Source organism: Enterobacter cloacae complex sp. CDL013 (assembly GCF_049238805.1).
Classification (GTDB): domain Bacteria; phylum Pseudomonadota; class Gammaproteobacteria; order Enterobacterales; family Enterobacteriaceae; genus Enterobacter; species Enterobacter hormaechei_C.
Map to the genome: position 1 here is coordinate 68339 of NZ_JBMKGT010000004.1, position 22931 is coordinate 91269.

Annotated in this window: 20 protein-coding genes and 1 pseudogene; 13 read left to right on the forward strand and 8 right to left on the reverse strand. The window is 53.5% G+C overall.

The window, feature by feature from the left end:
* Nucleotides 1–56 precede the first annotated feature (56 nt).
* The 6 genes from ACOTXD_RS08690 to ACOTXD_RS08715 are packed head-to-tail and all read left to right on the forward strand — an operon-like array spanning nt 57 to nt 5572.
* A complete protein-coding gene (locus ACOTXD_RS08690; RefSeq protein ID WP_061856033.1) occupies nt 57–2651 on the forward strand; it encodes an outer membrane usher protein in 2595 nt (864 codons plus the stop codon).
* A gap of 38 nt (nt 2652–2689) precedes the next feature.
* Complete coding sequence (locus tag ACOTXD_RS08695; protein ID WP_032610176.1) at nt 2690–3259, forward strand: fimbrial protein; 570 nt, start codon at nt 2690–2692, stop codon at nt 3257–3259.
* A gap of 26 nt (nt 3260–3285) precedes the next feature.
* Nucleotides 3286–3849, forward strand: coding sequence for a fimbrial protein (locus tag ACOTXD_RS08700; protein WP_058659264.1), 564 nt, complete (start codon nt 3286–3288; stop codon nt 3847–3849).
* 14 nt (nt 3850–3863) lie between these two features.
* Nucleotides 3864–4466 (forward strand): fimbrial-like protein, encoded by a 603-nt coding sequence (locus ACOTXD_RS08705; RefSeq protein ID WP_023324164.1) that lies wholly within the window; start codon nt 3864–3866, stop codon nt 4464–4466.
* Between the two features lie 20 nt (nt 4467–4486).
* On the forward strand, nt 4487–5107 hold the full coding sequence (locus ACOTXD_RS08710) for a hypothetical protein (protein ID WP_421766401.1): 621 nt from the start codon (nt 4487–4489) through the stop codon (nt 5105–5107).
* 6 nt (nt 5108–5113) lie between these two features.
* On the forward strand, nt 5114–5572 hold the full coding sequence (locus ACOTXD_RS08715; protein ID WP_421766402.1) for a fimbrial protein: 459 nt from the start codon (nt 5114–5116) through the stop codon (nt 5570–5572).
* 3 nt (nt 5573–5575) lie between these two features.
* Here ACOTXD_RS08715 and ACOTXD_RS08720 read toward each other — a convergent pair whose 3' ends face one another.
* From ACOTXD_RS08720 to ACOTXD_RS08735, 4 genes are all read right to left on the reverse strand, one after another.
* Nucleotides 5576–6823, reverse strand: a complete 1248-nt coding sequence (locus ACOTXD_RS08720) for a polysaccharide deacetylase family protein (protein ID WP_003856293.1) — start codon at nt 6821–6823, stop codon at nt 5576–5578.
* Nucleotides 6824–6886: 63 nt separating this feature from the next.
* Complete coding sequence (locus ACOTXD_RS08725; protein ID WP_003856295.1) at nt 6887–7327, reverse strand: PTS sugar transporter subunit IIA; 441 nt, start codon at nt 7325–7327, stop codon at nt 6887–6889.
* A 112-nt stretch (nt 7328–7439) separates the two neighbouring features.
* Nucleotides 7440–8210: an ABC transporter permease gene (locus tag ACOTXD_RS08730; RefSeq protein WP_023324161.1), complete on the reverse strand. Its 771-nt coding sequence runs from the start codon at nt 8208–8210 to the stop codon at nt 7440–7442.
* Entirely contained in the window at nt 8207–9133 is a 927-nt protein-coding gene (locus ACOTXD_RS08735) for an ABC transporter ATP-binding protein (RefSeq protein WP_003856300.1), read from the reverse strand. Before ACOTXD_RS08735 ends, ACOTXD_RS08730 begins: the two co-directional genes overlap by 4 nt.
* A gap of 107 nt (nt 9134–9240) precedes the next feature.
* Between ACOTXD_RS08735 and can the strand changes: the two genes are divergently transcribed.
* Nucleotides 9241–9903 (forward strand): carbonate dehydratase, encoded by a 663-nt coding sequence (can, locus tag ACOTXD_RS08740; RefSeq protein WP_003856301.1) that lies wholly within the window; start codon nt 9241–9243, stop codon nt 9901–9903.
* A 64-nt stretch (nt 9904–9967) separates the two neighbouring features.
* Here the strand turns inward: can and hpt are convergent, their stop codons facing one another.
* Complete coding sequence (hpt, locus tag ACOTXD_RS08745) at nt 9968–10504, reverse strand: hypoxanthine phosphoribosyltransferase (protein ID WP_003856303.1); 537 nt, start codon at nt 10502–10504, stop codon at nt 9968–9970.
* A 206-nt stretch (nt 10505–10710) separates the two neighbouring features.
* Here hpt and ACOTXD_RS08750 point away from each other — a divergent pair, with 206 nt between their 5' ends.
* The gene (locus ACOTXD_RS08750; RefSeq protein WP_003856304.1) at nt 10711–13101 is read left to right on the forward strand and encodes a glucose/quinate/shikimate family membrane-bound PQQ-dependent dehydrogenase; all 2391 of its coding nucleotides are present in this window, start codon (nt 10711–10713) and stop codon (nt 13099–13101) included.
* An 87-nt stretch (nt 13102–13188) separates the two neighbouring features.
* Here the strand turns inward: ACOTXD_RS08750 and cueO are convergent, their stop codons facing one another.
* Complete coding sequence (cueO, locus tag ACOTXD_RS08755; RefSeq protein ID WP_421766403.1) at nt 13189–14748, reverse strand: multicopper oxidase CueO; 1560 nt, start codon at nt 14746–14748, stop codon at nt 13189–13191.
* 145 nt (nt 14749–14893) lie between these two features.
* Between cueO and ACOTXD_RS08760 the strand changes: the two genes are divergently transcribed.
* The 3 genes from ACOTXD_RS08760 to speD all read left to right on the forward strand — a co-directional run bounded on the left by ACOTXD_RS08760 (nt 14894) and on the right by speD (nt 17007).
* Nucleotides 14894–15241, forward strand: coding sequence for a YacC family pilotin-like protein (locus ACOTXD_RS08760; RefSeq protein ID WP_003856306.1), 348 nt, complete (start codon nt 14894–14896; stop codon nt 15239–15241).
* A gap of 101 nt (nt 15242–15342) precedes the next feature.
* Nucleotides 15343–16212, forward strand: a complete 870-nt coding sequence (gene speE / locus ACOTXD_RS08765) for a polyamine aminopropyltransferase (protein ID WP_003856307.1) — start codon at nt 15343–15345, stop codon at nt 16210–16212.
* On the forward strand, nt 16213–17007 hold the full coding sequence (gene speD / locus ACOTXD_RS08770; protein ID WP_003856308.1) for an adenosylmethionine decarboxylase: 795 nt from the start codon (nt 16213–16215) through the stop codon (nt 17005–17007).
* Nucleotides 17008–17038: 31 nt separating this feature from the next.
* Here the strand turns inward: speD and yacL are convergent, their stop codons facing one another.
* Both yacL and acnB read right to left on the reverse strand, forming a co-directional pair.
* Nucleotides 17039–17401, reverse strand: a complete 363-nt coding sequence (gene yacL / locus ACOTXD_RS08775; RefSeq protein WP_032608514.1) for a protein YacL — start codon at nt 17399–17401, stop codon at nt 17039–17041.
* Nucleotides 17402–17591: 190 nt separating this feature from the next.
* Nucleotides 17592–20189 (reverse strand): bifunctional aconitate hydratase 2/2-methylisocitrate dehydratase, encoded by a 2598-nt coding sequence (gene acnB / locus ACOTXD_RS08780; RefSeq protein WP_023315407.1) that lies wholly within the window; start codon nt 20187–20189, stop codon nt 17592–17594.
* Between the two features lie 452 nt (nt 20190–20641).
* Here acnB and ACOTXD_RS08785 point away from each other — a divergent pair.
* Both ACOTXD_RS08785 and ACOTXD_RS08790 read left to right on the forward strand, forming a co-directional pair.
* Nucleotides 20642–22112 (forward strand): annotated as a pseudogene (locus ACOTXD_RS08785) (DUF3300 domain-containing protein).
* Between the two features lie 10 nt (nt 22113–22122).
* On the forward strand, nt 22123–22914 hold the full coding sequence (locus ACOTXD_RS08790; protein ID WP_061856030.1) for a DUF2950 family protein: 792 nt from the start codon (nt 22123–22125) through the stop codon (nt 22912–22914).
* Nucleotides 22915–22931: the final 17 nt, after the last annotated feature.

The window sequence follows — 22931 nt, forward strand, 5'->3', positions numbered from 1 at the left end:
ATATAATACGTATGAATGATTCATAGCATTCATACGACGACTTGTCTGGATGAAGCATGCTATTTCAACGATCAATTTTATGTCTCGCAATCTGTGCAGCATTTCCTCTGCATGCCAGCGAGACTGAAAAAAAAGCTGTAGACACCTCATCCGAAACAGAATCGGCCATTGAATTTAATGACCAGTTCCTTATCGATAATGGTGGAGGTATCAATGTCGATCGTTATGCTTATGGCAACCCAGTTCTGCCAGGTACTTACCGTGTAAAAGTGAATTTGAATGGCAATTCAAAATCCACGGTCGAGATGGCATTCATTGATAACAAAACGCCACGTGCCTCAGCATGTCTGACTAAACTCACGCTGACACAGGCAGGCGTTGATACCAGCATATTAGGCGATGATGTCAAAGACGACGAAACGTCTTGCGTAGATATCAAAAAATATTATCCCGGTGCTTCTGAAAATTTTGATAGTAGCAAGCAGGAAATGGATCTTAATTTCCCGCAAATCTACGTGCTTAAGCTTCCAGCAGGGTATGTCGATCCTTCATTATGGGATAATGGTGTTCCGGCCGGATTACTTTCATACGATCTTAATACCTGGCACAGCGAGTCAAACGGCACCAATTCAGATACCGCTTATGCGGGCTTGCATTATGGCCTGAACGTGGGGCCGTGGCGTTTACGTTCTCGCGGCAGTCTGAACTGGGACAGTGATAATGGCACACATTATTCCAGCCAGGATATATACCTCCAGCGAGACATCACACCACTTAACGCACAGATGGTAATGGGTGATTCCTACACACGCGGTGATGTCTTTGACTCGGTGAGCCTGCGTGGTGCGCGTATGTATAACGATGACCGCATGCTCCCGCAAGGCACCTCTGGCTACGCGCCAGTAATTCGTGGTGTGGCAAACAGTAACGCCAAAGTTAGCGTTATGCAAAGCGGCAATAAAATCTATGAAACCACCGTTCCACCCGGTGCTTTCGAGATCAATGACCTCAGTACAACAGGCTATGGTAATGATTTGATTGTCACTGTAGAGGAAGCCGATGGAAGTAAACGGACGTTTACCGTTCCGTTCTCCTCAGTTACACAAATGCTCCGCCCTGGCTCCAGCCGCTGGGATGTGGGTATAGGTGAGCTGAATGATGATTCATTGCATGATAAGCCAAACGTTGGCTACGCAACTTACGCGTATGGTCTGAATAATACCTTTACCGGTTACGTGGGTGCGCAATATACGGATATGGATTTCTACGCCGGCCTGCTTGGTCTGGCTATGAATACCCGTATTGGTGCATTCGCTTTAGATGTTACCGGGTCCTATGCCGATATCGACGGGCTGGACACGCTTAAAGGGCAGAGTTATCGGCTGACCTACAGCAAAATGCTTGAAGCCACTAACACATCTCTTAACGTGGCAGCTTATCGCTTCTCAACAGAAGATTATCTCAGCCTTAACGATGCCGCCTCATTGCAGGACAGTATTCACCACGAGGAATATGGCAATCGATCTTATGACAGCAATGCCGAGCTTTATGCTGATTATCAGCGTACCAAAAACCAGATACAGGTCAGCCTGAACCAGCCATTGAATGTTAACGGTGATGAATACGGCTCACTCTATATTAGCGGTACCTGGCAGGATTACTGGAATGATTCCAGCTCCACTTCCGACTACAGCGTGGGTTACAACAATAGTTTTGCTTACGGTAGCTATAGCGTTTCTGTGCAACGCACGTACAACGAAACAGGGGAAAAGGATGACAGCGTTTATTTAAACGTCAGTATTCCATTCAGCATATTCAATAAGGATAACGCGCAGTCAGGCGGATTTAATAACGTCAACATGAGCCTGCGCACTGATTTAAAAGGCGGTACCAGTTTTAACTCTACGGCAAGCGGCAACTCCAAAAACAGCGAAGTGAGCTATTCCGTTAGCGCCTCATCAAGCGGGGGAAACTACGGCAACCTGAACCAGGTCAGTGGCTATAGCTCATGGAACAGTCCTTACGGGCCGCTCGGTGTCTCGGCGTCCTTTGGCGATGACAATAGTAAACAGTATTCCGCGAGTTATAACGGCGGAATGGTTGTTCACTCGGGTGGCGTTGTATTTACATCAGGCAGTATCGGCGAAACGGATTCACTTGCGCTGGTAAAAGCAAGTGGCGCAACGGGTGCTCGGCTGGGTTACGGCCAAAGCCGCATTAACAGTTCCGGGTACGGGATTATGCCGTATATGTCAGCCTACAGAGAAAACCGAGTATCGCTCGATATCAGCACTCTCGAAGCAGACGTTGAAATCAAAAATACAAGCGCAGTTGCCGTACCTCGCAATGGCTCCGTTGTATTTGTGAATTTTGAAACGGATGAAGGCCGTTCGCTTGTTCTGGAATTACAACGTTCTGATAACGGCTTTATTCCGCTAGGTGCTGACGTTCTGAATGAGAAAAACGAATCTATCGGAACGGTAGGCCAGGCAGGACAAGCTTATGTACGCGGTGTGGAAAACAAAGGCGCTCTCCGGGTGTTATGGGGAAGCGATGGTTCCAGCTCCTGCACGGTGCATTATCAGATTCCTGAAAATGCGAAGAAAGCAGGCTTAACCACGATTCTGAGTAATCAACAGTGCCAAATGTAATGATGTTAAAACAGGGAATCACACCCATGGGAAATAATATGAAGAAAAATCATTGCGGTTATTCATTAATCGCATTAGCAATGTTAGCGATGTCAGGTTCTGCTGCGGCAGCCGATCTCAATGTTAACTTTACTGCCAATATCCGCGAAACCACCTGCGATATGAAACTGGTCGGCGATACGGGTTCAGATACGCAGCAAACGCTGACTATCGGTAATAACGGACAGGTACGTTTAGATGATGTCAAAGCCGGAACGGCAAATGCCAATTTCAAAATTGTGCTCGTTGAATGCCCGGCATCACTGACCTCATTGAAAACCAAAGTATCGGGAACAAGATCTGGATATTTGTACTCAGGCCTTATTAACCAAATACAAAAAATCGACGGAGGTGCAGACTACTCTGCTGTTGAGATTGCCAGAGCCAGCGCACCGGATGCCCCGTTTATCATTAACTCTGAGGACGATAACGAGCGCCTGGTCTGGAGTCCGACAGAAATCCAGAATAAGGAAGTTGCTCTGGTGGCCACCTTACGTGAAACACAGGAAAACAGGATGACCATAGGTGATTTTCAGGCCGTGGCGACCTTTGAATTTATCTACGAGTGATTAGTGCAGGAAAACGGAGCAACATTATGAAATTCAATTCTACTTTTATCGCCCTGTCCGTTTCTGCCCTTCTGTTCTCGGGAATGGCAAGCGCAGCTATTACAGGCACCCCTAGTGTCGAATTAACGATTAAATCAAAAATTGTATCAGGCACATGTACCGCAAAAGTACTTAACGATGCAGGCACAGCTTCCACTGAAATTGCGTTCGGCGACGTATACAAATCCGATCTGGTGAACAAAACCCGTGTCGAGCCGCTCAAGATTAGTTTCACCAACTGTTCTGGAGTAACCAGGGCAACGGTGTCCGCTGCGAAAGGCGCTGGTGGTGAATGCAGTGGCGTCAACAAGACGGGTGATTCTTACTCCGGCGGCTTAGCAACGGGCTTTGAGATCTGGTCGGGTGTTGTCGATACTGGCGAGCTTATGAGCTGCAACACGCCTCCGGCTGCTAAGGATGTCACCATTACTGATGGTACCGGTGAATTCCCGATGAATTCCCGTATCGTTATCGGACAAGGCCAAACCATTGCTGAAGTAGGCGCGGGGGCGGTTAATGCGCCAGTCACGTTTACTATCACTTATCCATAATACCAGGAACCAGCATGCAACAATCACCGTTTACTTTATACCAGCCCGGTCTTGTGTTGCTTATGGGCTTGGCTGGTGGCATCTTGCCTGGCGTAGGCCAGGCAAGCTCAGGATTAGACGTAAATATTACCGCTAACATTGTTAATAGCACTTGTAAGATGACCGTGGAAAATGACGGCGAAATTTATCTCCCCAATGTAATGCGCAGCTGGTTTTATAACCCGGATGGTAGCGATCGTTTTACTGCAACCGATGATGCAGGCGGTACGCCTTTTAAGATCCATGTAGATGATTGCTATGGAGACAGCAGTACGGCTAAAAAGCTGAGTTTTAGCTTTTCGCCGCAGTCGGGTTTCTGGCCAGGACAAAATCAGGTTTTCAAAAGTGATGATACCGCCGCAGGCGCGGCAAAAAATGTCGGCGTCGTCGTTTTCTCTGAAAAATATAAAAAGAATGTTTTAAACAACGACGGCACGTCAAAAATCACTTATGACGTAAGCGGTCAGGATACTGCATTTTTAACGGATTATCAGTTCTATGCCCGATATCAAAATATTGGCGTAGTGGCTGGTGGTGTCGTTACCAGTAAAGTATTAGTTGACGTCACTTACGAATAATAATCAGAACAGGAAAAAGGATGAGAATGTTCAACTTTATAAGACAGGGTTTCACCGTGAAAGGCACAATGGCGTTTGCCATGGCGAGCGTGTTATTGACCCTCAGCCACTCCTGCTGGGCAGCTGAGTGTCGCATGAATAATGGAAAAGGCGGCACAACCACGCTGATCAATTCCGAATACTCAGGTGGCACCGTACGTCTTCCCCCTCCGGGTAATTATGCCAGTACTCTTTTTAACGTTAACCTGACACCGGGCATTCAGGCCGAATGTGGTCCAGGGAACGATGGTTTTAACTTCGTCTCACAAACAAACTCGACCTTGCTAAAGGGGGGCAGTTATGGCAGGGCTATGTTTGAAACAAATATTCCGGGGATTTATTATTCCGTAAGGGTCCACACCGCAGAAAGCGATGGAGGCATGGGTGGCTATTTCGCTATGAATACTACTGACTGGACTACCGTTGCATCCTCCGGAAATTCTGATCCCTGGGATAATAAATGGATTAACACCTCAGTTCAAATTTATATTGATGAAGGTTATAGAGGCAACCCGAACAAAGAAACCTCAATCAGACCCAAACCCGGCACTCTGGGTAAAATGGCTATTGGTAATCCAAATGATTCTAACAACCAACCATGAACATTTGTGGTCAACGAAGACTCATTCCAGATCCCGATCGTTCTTCCAACCTGCGACATGGCCATGCTTTCAGATGGCACTAATGATGTTAACCTGGGAGAATATTATGTTTCAGACATTAAAAACAATCGGGTTAAGGATATCCCTTTTTCAATTAGCTTAAGCAATTGTACCAGTGTGGCAAATATCACAACCAAACTCACCACCTCAAAGCTAACCGGAAAAAATAATGATCTTCTTGGAAATACGCTTTCGTCCGGAGCTGAGGGCGCAGGCGTGAAAATTATGTATAACGGAACCTCTCAACTCCTGCCGAATAATCCTGACTCATCCTATGTCATAACGGATTACCAAACCCCGGAATCCAAGCAAATTAATTATGTTGCTCAACTGGTAGCAAACGGAAGCACAGTGAAACCGGGGGCGTTTAAAGCCACCGGCGTATTCACCCTTTCATACGACTAACCGCTATCCCTGCGGCTGATTACTGATCAGCCGCGACATCGTCTCCAGTGAGTCCGTTCTTAATATATACAAACGCTTCAGCAGGAACGGATTATCCCCCGGCTTCACCTTCCCTTTCACCGTGGTCACCGCCAGATGAAACCCCGCATCGTTCGCCGCTTTAATCGCTTTATTGTCATAGCCGCCAAACGGATACGACACATACAACACGCGCGGGTTGAACTGCGCCAGTGCACGACGTGATCGTTCAAAATCAAACAGGATCACGTGATAGCTACGGCTCAACAGGATGGGGTGTTTATAGCCATCCACGCGATGCAGGAAATGGGTGTGAGACTGAATGTCGAACACATCCTGGATGCCCTTGATTTCCTGAACGCTCATAAACTGTAGCGATTTTGGATCCCACTTCTGCGGATGGCCTTTGATACGTGATGAAATTATAAACGCCGTCGCGTTGAAGCCATATTCTTTCAGAACAGGGTACGCGTAGCGGCTCACCGATTTGAGACCATCATCAAAGGTGATCACCACTGCTTTCGCGGGTAGGTTCATCTTGTTACGCACGTACCCTTCAAGCTGGTACATCGTCAGCGTGGTATAGCCTTGATCGCGTAACCAGGCCATCTGATTATTAAACGCACGTACGCTGGTCGTCGTGGAGGTATGTCGAAAACGGGTGTTCTCTTCATCACGCAAAATATGATGGTAAGTCAGAACCGGTAGCCCGTTATCTTCCTGTGCATCGAGGCTGCTGATCCACGCCAGACGATTACCGATACGGATCTGAAACCATGTCTGGTTCAGGCGGTCTTTCAGCTTATTCAGAATCGGATAGCGAAGATTGGCGCTTAAGGTGCCAAAAGGCGCGCTTCCGCTGCTGGGGGCGTTATACACCGGCGTGTCTTTCCAGGTGATGAGGTTTTGATTACTGAGCGGCTTGTTCAAGTCACCCAGGCTATCCTCAACACGTTGTTTGCCCTGCACTTTTTCAAGGTGGTCTTTATCAATAAACCCCGTACCGAATCCGAAACGAAATTCATAGTAATCCGCCGCGGCCGGAAAGACAGCGAGGATCTGCCCGGCGCGAACATTCCCTACATTCACGACGGCATTTCCCACCTGCGCCCAGATGGCCGCATCTTCGGTGGTTTGCATATATTGGGCAGGAAGGCCTTGCTGACTGGTCAGGCTGGCAGACGCACCACCGGAAACCAGCAGCAGAAGGATAAAGATAACGCGCATGAGCATGGGATATAAATCGATACGGAAAATCAGTCGCCATTGTAGCAAAAGCGACATCAATACCAATGTTTAATGCTTATACAGATCGTGAAGCAGAACGAAAGGCGGGTTCTTCTGCTGCTGGTGCCACAGGCTGCTCACGCCCGGGGAGCCCTGCGCCACAATGGCGTGGCGAAACTCAGCGCTGCTCAACGTTGCGCGCAGCGGATACATCGCTTCGAGTAAAGGCAGGCTGATACCGGAGATCACTTCACAATTATCATGCTTATGGCTCATTAACGCCGCTGAACGGTAAGGCGCCGCGCCCGATTTGTCGGTGAGAAAAATCACGCCATCACCGGTGTCGGTTTCATGCAGCGCGTCGCACATCATCCGGCTGAGCATATTGGTGCTCAGCCCTCGCCAGTAATTTACCGCACGACATTGCGCCAGGGGACCAAACCGGGCCTCCAGCTTCAGCAGCATTTCCTGCGCCACTTCATCGTGGCAGGTGATCACCCATCCCAGCATAACGTCTCTCCTTAGCAGGCGAGTAGTTTACCGAAGTGAAGGTTAGTTTACGGTGATAACTGTCAAAGAAAGCGCCCGGCAGACGGTACGTCGCCGGGCAGAAGGCAGAGGATTAGCTGCGCAGCCCACGTCCACGCTGAATCAGATACCAGCACAGCAGGTAGAAGGCGATAATGAACACCACCAGCACCACCACCGTGGTAAACAGCGGGACATCGGTAATGCCGAGGAAACCAAAGCGGAAGCCGCTGATCATATAGACAATCGGGTTCAGGTGCGACAGCGCCTGCCAGAACGGCGGCAGCAGCGTCAGGGAGTAGAACACCCCGCCCAGATAGGTCAGCGGCGTCAGCACAAAGGTCGGGATCAGGCTGATGTCGTCAAAGGTTTTAGCGAACACCGCATTCAGCAAGCCGGCCAGTGAGAACAGAATCGCGGTGAGCAGCAGCGTCAGCGCCACGAAAAGCCAGGAGTGAACCTGAAACGGCACGAAGAACAGCGAAATGGCCGTTACCAGGATACCCACGCACAGCCCGCGCGCCACGCCGCCACCCACGTAACCGGCGATGATGACGTGCGTTGGCACCGGCGCCACCAGCAGCTCTTCAATGTTGCGCTGGAACTTGGCGCTGAAGAATGAGGATGCCACGTTCGCGTAGGCGTTGGTGATCACCGCCATCATGATCAGGCCCGGCACGATAAACTGCATATAGGTGAAGCCGTGCATCTCACCAATGCGGGAGCCAATAAGGTTGCCGAAAATGATGAAGTAGAGCGTCATGGTGATCACCGGCGGCACCAGGGTTTGCACCCAGATACGCATAAAGCGGTTAATCTCTTTCGCCCAGATGCTTTTCAGCGCGACCCAGTAAAGATGCGTCATGCCTTGTCTCCTTGTTTGTCGTGCACCAGAGAGACAAACAGCTCTTCCAGTCGGTTTGCTTTGTTACGCATGCTTAATACCTGAATGCCCTGCGCACTCAACTGTGAGAACACGCTGTTAATACCCTGCTCGCGCAGCACTTCTACCTCCAGCGTCGAGGTATCGACCAAGCGATAGTTGTAGCCCTCCAGTTTCGGCAGCGCGCTTTTCGCCGCCAGATCGAGGATAAAGGTCTCTGATTTGAGCTTGGAGAGCAGATTCTTCATTGAGGTGTTTTCCACCAGCTCACCGTGCTGAATGATGCCGATATTGCGGCACAGCATTTCCGCCTCTTCCAGGTAGTGCGTGGTCAGAATGATGGTGGTGCCTTTGTCGTTCAGATCTTTCAGGAAACCCCACATGGAGCGACGCAGCTCAATATCCACGCCAGCGGTCGGCTCATCAAGGATAAGCAGCTTTGGCTCGTGCATCAGCGCGCGGGCAATCATCAGGCGGCGCTTCATCCCTCCGGACAACATCCGCGCGCGCTCGTTACGTTTCTCCCACAGATCAAGCTGTTTCAGGTACTTTTCGCTGCGCTCAAGCGCCTCTTTGCGCTCCACGCCATAGTAACCCGCCTGGTTAACAACAATCTGCTGTACCGTCTCAAACGGGTTAAAGTTGAACTCCTGCGGCACCAGCCCCAACTGGCGCTTGGCGTTGACCACATCTTTTTGCAGATCGTAGCCAAACACGCTGACGCGGCCCGAGGTTTTATTGACCAGTGAACTGATGATCCCGATGGTGGTGGATTTCCCTGCCCCGTTCGGCCCCAGAAGCGCGTAGAAATCTCCCGCTTCGACTTTAAGATCTATCCCGCGCAGCGCCTGGACGCCCCCCGGGTAGGTTTTTTTGAGCTGTTCAAGCTCCAGTGCAATCGCCATGAATTCAACTTACCTTAAGTTCTGACACACGTTGTGTGGTTTCATTAAAAGTCGGGTTACCCTATAGTAGCGCAACGCAATCACTTGGTTACAGGTCGCTAACCTCCATGAACGACATAGATACACTCATCAGCAACAATGCACTATGGTCAAAAATGCTGGTGGAGGAAGACCCCGGATTTTTTGGAAAACTCGCGCAAGCGCAGAACCCGCGCTTTCTCTGGATTGGATGTTCTGACAGCCGCGTCCCCGCCGAACGTCTGACTGGTCTTGAACCTGGCGAACTGTTTGTTCACCGCAATGTGGCTAACCTGGTTATTCATACCGATCTCAACTGCCTTTCGGTTGTTCAGTATGCCGTCGACGTTCTTGAGGTTGAGCACATCATTATTTGTGGTCACTACGGCTGCGGCGGCGTGCAGGCGGCGGTCGAAAATACAGAGCTGGGGTTAATCGATAACTGGCTGCTGCACATTCGTGATATCTGGTTCAAACATAGCTCACTGCTGGGCGAAATGCCGCAGGAGCGCCGTCTCGACACGCTGTGTGAGCTGAACGTGATGGAGCAGGTGTATAACCTGGGCCATTCGACGATTATGCAGTCTGCCTGGAAACGCGGGCAGAAGGTCTCCATCCACGGCTGGGCGTACGGTATTCACGACGGCCTGCTGCGCAATCTGGAAGTGACCGCCACCAACCGCGAAACGCTGGAACAGCGTTACCGCTCGGGAATTGCCAACCTCAAGCTTAAGCACGTTAACCATAAATAACAAAGCCGGGGGTTTTCACCCTCTCCCTGTGGGAGAGGGCTGGGGTGAGGGCATCAGCCCGAAATTATTCGTCAAGAATCACCACTTTCCCAACATACGGCAGATGGCGATAACGCTGTGCGTAATCAATGCCGTAACCCACCACGAATTCGTCCGGGATGGAGAAACCAACGAACTCCACCGGCACCTGCACTTCACGGCGCTCAGGCTTATCCAGCAGGGTACAAATCGCCAGTGATTTTGGTTCGCGCAGGCTCAGGATCTCACGCACTTTAGAGAGCGTGTTGCCGGAGTCGATGATGTCCTCAACAATCAACACATCTTTGCCACGAATATCTTCATCCAGATCTTTCAGGATTTTCACATCACGGGTTGTGGACATGCCGCTGCCGTAACTGGAGGCGGTCATAAAATCGACCTCGTGCGGCACCTGCACTTCACGACACAGGTCTGCCATGAACATGAAAGAGCCACGCAACAAACCGACCAGCACCATTTCGCTGCCGCTGTCCTTGTAATGTTCGGTGATTTGACGACCCAGTTCGGCGATACGCGCTTTGATCTCGGCTTCCGGGATCATCACTTCAACAGTATGTTTCATATTACTAACCAAATGATTTTAGTGAAAATCTCTCAATGCGGATGACTCTCGCTCCGGCATCGATACGCAAGCCAGCCATTATACCAGTAAATGGATAAGCCTGGCGTATGAGTTATAAAAAGCAATATTTGTGATTCCGATCACAGTTGTTAATACCTATAATTAATTGCTAGCAAATAATTAACAAAACTGACGAGTACTTTTCTATGGCTGAAACAAAAACTAAACAGCCGCGTCTACTGGTGACATTAACAGCCGCGTTTGCCGCATTCTGCGCGCTGTATTTGTTAATCGGTGGCGTATGGCTGGTCGCGATTGGCGGCTCCTGGTACTACCCGATTGCGGGTCTGGTTATGGTTGGCGTAACCGTCCTGCTTTTACGCAGAAAACAATCTGCTCTGTGGTTGTACGCAGCGTTACTGCTCGCAACCATGATCTGGGGCGTCTGGGAAGTCGGGTTCGACTTCTGGGCGCTGACGCCGCGCAGCGACATTCTGGTCTTCTTCGGTATCTGGCTGATCCTGCCGTTTGTCTGGCGTCGTCTGATTGTCCCTTCCAGTGGCGCCGTGGCCGGTCTGGTCGTTGCTCTGCTGATTAGTGGCGGCATCCTGACCTGGGCCGGTTTTAACGACCCGCAGGAGATCAATGGCACGCTGAACGCGGAATCCACGCCGGCTGCGGCTATTTCGCAGGTGGCGGACGGTGACTGGCCTGCTTATGGTCGTAACCAGGAAGGTCAACGCTACTCCCCGCTGAAGCAGATCAACGCGGACAACGTGAAAAACCTGAAGGAAGCCTGGGTATTCCGTACCGGCGACCTGAAGATGCCAAACGATCCGGGTGAGCTGACCAACGAAGTGACCCCGATTAAAGTGGGCAACATGCTCTACCTGTGTACGGCGCACCAGCGCCTGTTCGCGCTCGACGCGGCCACCGGTAAAGAGAAATGGCACTTTGATCCACAGCTGAACTCCAACCCGTCGTTCCAGCACATCACCTGCCGCGGCGTCTCTTACCACGAAGCGCGCGCAGATAATGCCAGCCCGGAAGTCATTGCCGACTGTCCTCGCCGCATTATGCTGCCGGTGAACGATGGCCGCCTGTTTGCCATCAACGCTGAGACCGGTAAGCTGTGCGAAACTTTCGCTAACAAAGGCATTCTGAATCTTCAGACCAACATGCCGGACACTACGCCGGGTCTGTATGAGCCGACCTCCCCGCCAATCATCACTGATAAAACCATCGTGATTGCCGGTTCGGTAACGGATAACTTCTCTACCCGCGAAACCTCCGGCGTTATCCGTGGTTTCGACGTGAACACCGGTAAACTGCTGTGGGCCTTCGACCCGGGCGCGAAAGATCCTAACGCGATCCCATCCGATGAACACACCTTTACCTTTAACTCACCGAACTCCTGGGCACCGGCAGCGTATGACGCGAAGCTGGACCTGGTTTACCTGCCGATGGGCGTGACCACGCCGGATATCTGGGGCGGTAACCGCACGCCGGAGCAGGAACGTTACGCCAGCTCCATCGTGGCGCTGAACGCAACGACCGGTAAACTGGCATGGAGCTACCAGACCGTTCACCACGATCTGTGGGATATGGATATGCCGTCCCAGCCGACGCTGGCGGACATTACCGTTAACGGTAAAACCGTTCCGGTGATTTACGCCCCGGCCAAAACCGGCAACATCTTCGTGCTGGATCGCAGCAACGGTAAGCTGGTTGTTCCTGCGCCAGAAAAACCGGTTCCGCAGGGCGCGGCCAAAGGCGACTACGTCACCAAAACGCAGCCGTTCTCTGACCTGAGCTTCCGTCCGAAGAAAGATCTCAGCGGTGCAGACATGTGGGGTGCCACCATGTTTGACCAGCTGGTGTGCCGCGTGATGTTCCATCAACTGCGCTATGAAGGCATCTTCACGCCGCCTTCAGAGCAGGGCACGCTGGTCTTCCCGGGTAACCTGGGGATGTTCGAGTGGGGTGGGATCTCCGTTGACCCTAACCGTCAGGTCGCCATCGCTAACCCAATGGCGCTGCCGTTCGTTTCCCGTCTGATCCCACGCGGTCCGGGTAACCCAATGGAGCAGCCGAAAGATGCGAAAGGCAGCGGTACCGAAGCCGGTATCCAGCCGCAGTATGGCGTTCCTTATGGTGTGACTCTGAATCCGTTCCTTTCTCCGTTCGGTCTGCCGTGTAAACAGCCTGCCTGGGGTTATATCTCCGGTCTGGATCTGAAGACCAATAAGATCGTCTGGAAAAAACGTATTGGTACGCCACAGGACAGCATGCCGTTCCCGATGCCTGTTCCAGTGCCGTTCAATATGGGTATGCCAATGCTGGGTGGCCCAATCTCCACCGCCGGTAACGTGCTGTTTATCGCGGCAACCGCAGATAACTACCTGCGCGCGTACAACATGACCAACGGTGAAAAACTGTGGCAAGGCCGTCTGCCAGCCGGTGGACAGGCAACGCCGATGACCTATGAAGTGAATGGCAAACAGTATGTTGTCATCTCCGCGGGTGGTCACGGTTCGTTTGGCACGAAGATGGGCGACTATATTGTCGCGTATGCACTGCCTGACGACGCTAAGTAACGAAAAAGCCCGGTGGCGCTAACGCATACCGGGCCTACGGGTGCCCTATGTAGGCCGGGTAAGGCGAAGCCGCCACCCGGCTTTTTTTTATACGGTAAAACCGAGCATCATCCCCGTATCTTCATGCTCCAGCAGATGACAGTGGGCCATATAGGCAAACTCTTTCGGCGCCTCGTGGTCGAACTTCACCAGCACCTCGCTGACGCCGCCTTCCACCCTCACCGTATCTTTCCAGCCCGCGCGATGCGCCTCCGGTGCTTTACCATTTTCAGACAGAATACGGAACTGCGTGCCGTGGATATGGAACGGGTGCAGCATCATGTCGCCTTCGCCTGAAATCACCCAGCGTTCAAACTGCCTTTTGGTGGCGGCGAACATGGGCGTGTTCATATCGAACGCTTTGCCGTTGATGCGGTTGGCATTGTGGAAATCGAAACCATGGCCGCCGTGATTCATGCCGCCCATATTGCCGTGGTCCATATTCATATGGCCCATCATCTGGCCGTGATGCATTCCCGCCATGGCCTGATTGCCGTACTTCTTCATCAGCGCCTGCATGCCCATCATGTCGAGCATCGGGTCCATGGAGAGCTGAAGTTTACGCTGCGTAAGCCCGTCCAGCGACGGGAGTGCTGGCAGCGTGGTGAGGGTCTCCGGCAGCGTACCGGAGGCGGTGATCTGTAGCGGCTGAATGCGCAGGACCGGATGCGGCTTATCAAACGGCGCGACGGCCATCCCCATCTGGCTGACCGGCAGGGTCACCAGGTCAAACGCTTTGCCATCGCTGATATCCACCAACACCTCGAAGCGCTCGCCCATCAGCATCGGCAGCTCGCTCACCTTCACCGGCTCCGGCAGCAGGCCGCCGTCGCTTGCCACTACGTAAAGCGGGCGTTTATCGCTGGTGGCGAAGTTCAGCGAGCGGGCGTTACAGCCGTTAAGCAGACGTAAGCGCAGCCAGCCTTTTGGCGCGGCATGCTGCGGGTAGATCGCGCCGTTGGTCAGCAGCGTATCGCCAAACCAGCCTACCGCCGCGCTGATTACGTCCAGCTGATAGTCAATTTGCCCGTCAGCGCAGAATTTTTTATCCTGCACAATCACCGGGACATCGTCGATACCCCACTGTTTCGGCAGGCGCAGCAGGCGGCTTTCATCGTCTTCAATCAGCACCAGCCCGGCCAGCCCCATCGCCACCTGATGGCCCGTTTTGCCATGCTGATGCGGGTGGAACCAGCAGGTCGCCGCGCGTTGTTCCGAGGTAAAGGTTACGCTGCGTTTACCACCAGGCCTGATGACGCCCTGAGGCCCCCCATCCACTTCGCCCGGGACTTCCAGCCCGTGCCAGTGCAGCGTGGTCTCTTCCGCAAGCGTGTTATGAATGTCTACCGTCACCGCCTTCCCTTTGCGTAACTGCAACGCCGGGCCGAGCAGATTGCCGTTATAGCCCCACGTCGTGGCGGCGTGCTGACCGAACGTGGTTTTACCGGCCTGCACCACAAGCTGAATGCGGCTGCGGGCATCTGGGGCGAGTAATTCAGGAATGGGTAAAGCCGGTCTGTCGGCGGCAAAAACGGCGCGGCTCCAGAGAGGTATCGCGCTGGCAACCCCCAGCGCGGCAGAAAATTTTAAAAAATCACGACGTTGCATGTGCATTTCCTTATTTCCAGCAGGCGATCTTTTGAGCATAAACCCTCCCCTTACCGGAAGGTCAAGCACGGCGGCAATAATAAAGATCGTCGGCCTGGCATCAAGTATGCTAACGTTAATTTTCCGTGATGCAGTGGTAAAGGCAATGAAGACGTTTTTCAGAACAATTTTGTTCGCCAGCCTGATGGCGATGTGTGCGAACAGTTACGCGCTAAGTGAAAACGAAGCGGAAGATATGGCCGATCTGACGGCAGTTTTTGTTTTTCTGAAAAACGATTGTGGTTACCAGAATTTACCCAATGGGCAAATTCGCCGCGCACTGGTCTTTTTTGCCCAGCAGAATCAATGGGACCTCAGCAACTACGACAGCTTCGACATGAAGGCGCTCGGTGAAGACAGCTACCGTGATTTAAGCGGTATTGGCATTCCCACTGCTAAAAAATGCAAAGCGCTGGCTCGCGATTCACTCAGCCTGCTCGCCTACGTGAAGTAACCTTCCCGACGCCCCTTGTTGACCCGCTAACCGCCTCTCGGCGGTGTTGTGTTGCGCCCATCTGCCGGATGTAATGGATGTTAACGAAGGAGGTGCTCCCCATGACCGAAAAAACGGTATGGCAAGAAACGCTGCACGACCAGTTTGGTCAGTATTTTGCCGTGGATAACGTGCTCTATCATGAGAAAACCGATCATCAGGATTTGATAATATTCGAAAACGCCGCTTTTGGCCGCGTGATGGCGCTGGACGGCGTGGTGCAAACCACCGAGCGCGACGAGTTTATCTATCACGAAATGATGACCCACGTCCCGCTGCTGGCCCACGGCCACGCGAAGGACGTGCTGATTATCGGCGGCGGCGACGGCGCGATGCTGCGTGAAGTCTCTCGCCATCAGAATGTCGAAACCATCACCATGGTGGAAATCGACGCCGGGGTCGTGTCGTTCTGCCGCCAGTATCTGCCCAACCATAATGCCGGCAGCTATGACGATCCGCGGTTTAATCTGGTTATCGACGATGGCGTCAATTTTGTTAACCAGACCACGCAAACGTTTGATGTCATTATCTCTGACTGTACCGACCCTATCGGTCCGGGCGCGTCGCTGTTTACCTCGTCGTTTTACGAAGGCTGCAAGCGCTGCCTGAAGCCTGGCGGAATTTTTGTGGCGCAAAACGGCGTTTGCTTCCTGCAACAGGATGAAGCGCTTGATAGCCACCGTAAGCTGAGCACCTATTTTGCTGACGTCAGCTTCTACCAGGCGGCGATCCCCACTTACTACGGCGGGATCATGACCTTTGCCTGGGCGACGGATAACGACGTCCTGCGCCATCTCTCCACCGAAATTATCCAGGCCCGCTTCCATCAGGCCGGGCTCCAGTGCCGCTACTACAACCCGGCGATCCACACCGCAGCCTTTGCGTTGCCTCAATATCTGCAAGACGCGCTGTCCTCAAAGGAGGTGAACTAATTGAAAAAGCTTAAACTGCATGGCTTTAACAATCTGACCAAAAGCCTGAGTTTTTGTATTTACGATATCTGCTACGCCAAAACAGCAGAAGAGCGCGATGGTTACATCGCCTATATCGATGAACTCTACAACGCCAACCGTCTGACCGAGATCCTGACAGAGACCTGCTCGATTATCGGCGCGAACATCCTCAATATCGCGCGCCAGGATTATGAGCCTCAGGGAGCGAGCGTCACCATTCTGGTGAGTGAAGAGCCGGTTGACCCACAGCTTATCGACAAAACCGAACACCCCGGCCCGCTGCCGGAAGTGGTGGTTGCTCACCTGGATAAAAGCCACATCTGCGTGCACACCTACCCGGAAAGCCACCCGGAAGGCGGGCTGTGTACCTTCCGCGCGGATATTGAAGTGTCCACCTGCGGCGTGATTTCACCGCTGAATGCGTTGAATTATTTAATCCACCAGCTGGAATCGGACATCGTCACCATTGATTATCGCGTACGCGGTTTTACCCGTGATATCAACGGCATGAAGCACTTCATTGATCATGAGATCAACTCCATTCAGAACTTCATGTCCGAGGACATGAAGTCGCTGTACGACATGATGGATGTGAACGTCTATCAGGAGAATATCTTCCACACCAAAATGTTACTTAAGGAATTCGACCTTAAGCACTACATGTTCCACACGAAGCCGGAAGATTTAAGTGAAGAAGAGCGAAAGGTCATTACCGACCTGCTCTGGAAAGAGATGCGCGAAATTTACTACGGCCGTAACATTCCGACCGTGTAAACGTGACCCGGAGCAGGGACGCTTCGGGGAGTTACTTCTGTTTCATAAAGTCGCGGTAGGCGTTCACCACGCTCAGGAAATCTTCCACGCCGCACAGCGACAGGCTCTCTTCGTCGTAGTAGCTCATCCCCTCTTCAATTTCATCACCCGAGAACTCAAGCTGGTTGGCGCGCACCATCACCTCTTCGCCATCCATCCACAGCGTGTATTCGTGCCCGGCGCGTTGCCAGGAGCGTTCACTGCCTTTCACCGTTTCCGCCGCCTGTTCGACTTCATCCAGCAGCGCGAGGTTCTCTTTCACCTCTTCGTTAAACCAGTGTCCAACGGCTTCGTGCCCCATCGACATTCGCACTTTCACCACGCCGGTGATGTCGCGCAAAAATTCGTAATCCATAGCGTTTTCCTCTGCAAAGCCATTAGGGTAATTATCGCAGCAGAGAGGAAGAAAAAAAGCGGGAGAGGTGGGAGGAATGAAAATAAAAAGGTGAGAGCAAGACCCTGCGGCCTGATGCCCTCACTCCGTCCCTCTCCCACGGGAGAGGGTGCAAACACTAAAAACCGTCTCGTAGAGACGGTTTTGCTGTTTATACGGCCGTCTGGAAGATCACCCCGTCTGCCTTCTCGGTGTACTGAGAGAGCTGGTCGAAGTTCAGGTAGCGATAGGTATCCACCGCCGTCTTATCCACCTGAGCCACAAAGGTCTGGTACTCTTCCGGCGTTGGCAGTTTGCCAATCAGCGCCGCAACCGCCGCCAGCTCCGCAGAGGCCAGGAAGACGTTCGCACCGGTACCTAAACGGTTCGGGAAGTTACGGGTCGAGGTGGAGACCACCGTCGCGCCGTCGGCTACGCGCGCCTGGTTGCCCATACACAGGGAACAGCCAGGAATTTCGATACGCGCGCCGCTCTTACCAAACACGCTGTAGTAGCCCTCTTCGGTCAGCTGAGCCGCGTCCATACGGGTTGGCGGCGCCACCCACAGACGGGTTGGCAGCTGGCCTTTGTGGGTATCCAGCAGCTTGCCGGCTGCACGGAAGTGGCCGATGTTGGTCATGCACGAACCGATGAACACTTCGTCGATCTTCTCGCCCTGAACTTCGGACAGCGGACGCGCGTCGTCCGGATCGTTCGGTGCACACAGGATTGGCTCTTTGATATCCGCCAGATCGATGTCGATCACTGCCGCGTACTCTGCGTCAGCATCAGCTTCCAGCAGCTGCGGATCGGCCAGCCATTTTTCCATGCCCTGGATACGACGCTCCAGCGTACGACGGTCGCCGTAGCCTTCTGCAATCATCCACTTCAGCAGCACGATGTTAGAGTTCAGATACTCAATAATCGGCTCTTTGTTCAGCTTGATGGTACAGCCCGCAGCCGAACGCTCGGCGGAGGCATCGGTCAGCTCGAACGCCTGCTCAACTTTCAGATCCGGCAGACCTTCAATTTCCAGAATGCGGCCAGAGAAGATGTTTTTCTTCCCTTTTTTCTCAACGGTCAGCAGACCCTGTTTGATGGCATACAGCGGGATCGCGTGAACCAGGTCGCGCAGGGTAATACCCGGCTGCATTTTACCTTTGAAGCGCACCAGCACCGATTCCGGCATATCCAGCGGCATCACGCCGGTCGCGGCAGCAAACGCCACCAGACCGGAGCCCGCCGGGAAGGAGATACCGATTGGGAAACGGGTATGGGAGTCACCGCCGGTACCGACGGTATCCGGCAGCAGCATGCGGTTCAGCCAGGAGTGGATAACGCCGTCGCCCGGACGCAGAGACACGCCACCGCGGTTCATGATGAAATCTGGCAGCGTGTGGTGCGTGGTCACGTCAACCGGCTTCGGATACGCCGCAGTGTGGCAGAAGGACTGCATCACCAGATCGGAAGAGAAGCCCAGGCACGCCAGGTCTTTCAGCTCATCACGGGTCATTGGACCGGTGGTGTCCTGAGAGCCGACGGAGGTCATCTTCGGCTCGCAGTACGCGCCAGGACGAATACCAGCGACGCCGCAGGCGCGACCGACCATTTTTTGTGCCAGCGAGAAGCCGCGGTTGCTTTCCGCCACGTCTTTCGCCTGACGGAACACGTCGCTGTGCGGCAGACCCAGCGCTTCACGCGCTTTGGTGGTCAGGCCACGGCCGATGATCAGCGGAATGCGGCCACCAGCACGTACTTCGTCGATCAGCACGTCGGTTTTCAGCTCAAAGCTTGCCAGCAGCTCATTAGTTTCGTGATTACGCACTTCGCCTTTATACGGGTAAACGTCAATCACGTCGCCCATGTTCAGGTTAGAGACATCCACTTCGATCGGCAGCGCGCCAGCATCCTCCATGGTGTTGAAGAAGATTGGCGCAATTTTGCCGCCGAGGCACAGGCCGCCGCCGCGCTTGTTTGGCACGTGCGGAATGTCGTCGCCCATGAACCACAGGACGGAGTTGGTTGCGGACTTACGGGAAGAGCCGGTACCCACAACGTCACCGACGTAAGCCAGCGGGAAACCTTTTTGTTGCAGGGCTTCGATCTGTTTGATCGGGCCAACGCTGCCCGGCTGGTCCGGCTCAATGCCTTCACGGGCGTTTTTCAGCATCGCCAGGGCGTGCAGAGGGATATCAGGACGAGACCACGCGTCCGGTGCCGGGGAGAGGTCATCGGTGTTGGTTTCACCGGTCACTTTGAAGACGGTAACGGTAATTTTTTCAGCAAGCTGAGGGCGGTTCAGGAACCATTCGGCATCGGCCCAGGACTGCATCACCTGCTTCGCATAGACGTTGCCTGCTTTGGCTTTTTCTTCCACATCGTAGAAGTTATCGAACATCAGCAGCGTTGAAGAGAGCGCTTTAGCGGCAATCGGTGCCAGCTTGTCGTTATCCAGCGCGTCAATCAGCGGATGAATGTTATAGCCACCCTGCATGGTGCCGAGCAGTTCAATCGCTTTTTCAGGAGTAACCAGTGGGGAGGTGGCTTCGCCTTTGGCAACGGCGGCAAGGAATCCGGCTTTTACGTAGGCAGCTTCATCTACGCCAGGCGGTACACGGTTGATCAGCAGATCTAACAGGAATTCTTCTTCGCCCTCAGGCGGGTTCTTCAGCAGCTCGACGAGCGCGGCCATTTGGGTTGCATCTAACGGTTTGGGTACAATTCCCTCGGCGGCACGTTCTGCTACGTGCTTACGGTATTCTTCTAGCACGACGGTTCTCCTCGCTCTCATTGTCATATGCGGCGGGCGTTCTCTTCACGCTCCTGTGAGACAGCAGTTTGTAGGGTAAATGCCCGATACCGCGTCGGGCAGCATAGCAGGATTTCTGCACAGTGTTAATCTGTTTACAAAAAAGCAACATTAAAAAATTTGCTGAATCGTTAAGCATGATATAGCACCCCGTCACCGGGCCCGGAAGCAGTTCCGTAAGTCTGTCGTCCCCCCTCCGGCAACGCGCTGCTGGTCGCTCGCAAGAGCGGCCTTCTGAATTTCCGTCGCCTGCTCAGCCATCCGATATAATTGTGTAATAAATACTCACACTCTTTATCCGGATGCTTCAGAGTTTTTCCCAACAAAAGTCAAAACTGTAAAACACGGGTGAATGATACTCGCGGCAACAGCAACGCCTCACGGCACTGCACTCGTCTCGTTGGAGTCAATCTATGAAGTTGCCTTTTAAACCACATCTTCTTGTTCTGCTTTGCAGTGCGGGGCTGTTTGCCGCCTCGGGCGTCATGTTCGTTAAAAGCCGCGCAACGGAACCCGCTCCCGCACCTGCGCCGGTAGCCCCGCAGCTCCCCGACCCGGCAGCACAGCCTGCCCCGGTGGCCACCCCTGCCTATACCGCCGCGCAGATCGATCAGTGGACCGCGCCCATTGCGCTCTACCCCGACGCGCTGCTGTCGCAAATTCTGATGGCCTCAACCTATCCGGCGAGCGTGATTCAGGCCGCCCAGTGGTCAAAGGACAACCCTAAAATGCAGGGCGATGCCGCCATTCAGGCGGTCAGCGGGCAGCCATGGGATGCCAGCGTGAAATCGCTGGTCGCCTTTCCGCAGTTAATGTCGCTGATGGGGGAAAACCCGTCGTGGGTACAAAGCCTCGGCGACGCCTTTCTGGCCCAGCCAAAGGATGTGATGGATTCCGTGCAGCGTCTGCGCCTGCTGGCGAAGCAGACAGGCACATTGCAATCCACCCCGCAGCAGACCGTCACCACCGTGAAAAAATCTGCGCCAGCCTCCGCCAGTACAGCCGCGACGTCAACGTCGGCTAGTCCGACGGTGATTAAAATTGAGCCAGCCGATCCACAGGTGGTTTATGTCCCTACCTACAACCCTTCCACCGTTTACGGCACGTGGCCAAATGCCAGCTATCCGCCGGTGTATCTGCCTCCGTCTCCCGGCCAGCAGTTTACCAATAGTTTTGTCAGAGGCTTTGGCTATAGCCTCGGCGTAGCCACCACCTATGCGCTGTTCAGTAACATCGACTGGGACGATGACGACGATCATCATCACGATCATGATGACGATCACCACGGCGGTTATTCGCATAACGGCGATAACATTAATATTAATGTTAATAACTTCAATAAGATCACCGGCGAGCACCGTACCGATAATCACCAGGTCTGGCAGCATAATCCGGCCTACCGCAACGGCGTGCCCTACGCCAATAGCCAGCTTGCCAGCCGCTATCATCAGACTTCAGTGCCGGGCGGGTTGAGCGCTACCCGGCAGCAGCCGGTCAACCGCGATAGCCAGCGGCAGGCCGCGATGGCGCAGGTACAGCAGTCGACGGGCAAAACTCTCACACAGCTACAGCATGGCGACGCGCATTTCCCGCAACATTCAGCGTCCGCGCAGCAACTATCGCGGCTACGACAGCGCGCGGCCCCACGCACAACAGATGAATAATACTCTTGCGCAAACCAGACGCCCGACGCAGGTTCAGCATCAGCCGCTGCGGGCAAACGCCCTGAGCGGCAACGACAGCCGTTCGGCCAGCTGGCAGGCCCAGCACCAGCGCGGGCTGCAAAGCCGCCAGCACGCGTCGCTGAACAGTGAGCAGCGTGCCAGCTTCCGCCAGCAGCTGTCCGAACACCATACCGAACACCATGAATTCCACCGTCGTTAAGGGAGCCGCTATGAACATGAAACCGATCGGTGGAATGCTGTTGTTGATGGTATCCACCTTCGCCTTCGCCCAGCAATCTTTCTCCACACCTGAGCAGGCGGCCAATGCCCTGACGAAGGCCATCAGCGAGCAGAATGAGAGCGCGATGGCCGACCTGCTGGGGGATAACTGGCGCGACTATCTGCCACCTGAAGGGGTTGATCCGGAGGCGGTGGCTCGATTCCTGCGTGACTGGAAGATAAACCATCGTACCGAAATCAGCGGCGATATTGCCCATCTGTCAGTTGGCGATAACGGCTGGCAACTCCCCATACCGGTAGTGAAGAAAAAAGAGGGCTGGCAATTTGATATGCAGAAAGCGGCTGATGAGATCCTGACCCGCGAAATCGGCCGCAACGAACTCGCGGCTATCGAAGCGCTGCACGCCTACGTCGACGCACAGCGGAGCTACTACGCCATGAACCACCGCTATGCGCAGAAGATTGTCAGCACGCCAGGGCTAAAAGACGGCCTGTACTGGCCCATCTCGCCGGGCGAAGCGCCAAGCCCGCTGGGTCCCGCCTTTAGCCCGCCGGAGCCTGGTATGGGCTATCACGGCTATCGGTTCCGCATTCTGTCGGATAAAAATGGCTTTGCGATGGTTGCCTGGCCCGTAGGCTATGGTCAGACGGGGGTAATGAGCTTTGTCGTTAACCAGGAAGACAAGGTTTATCAGGCAAATCTCGGCAACGATTCGGCGCAGAAAGCGCAGGCGCTCGCTGCATACCACCCGGATAAAACCTGGCAGCCTGTCACCCCCTGAACGCAGTGCATAAAAAA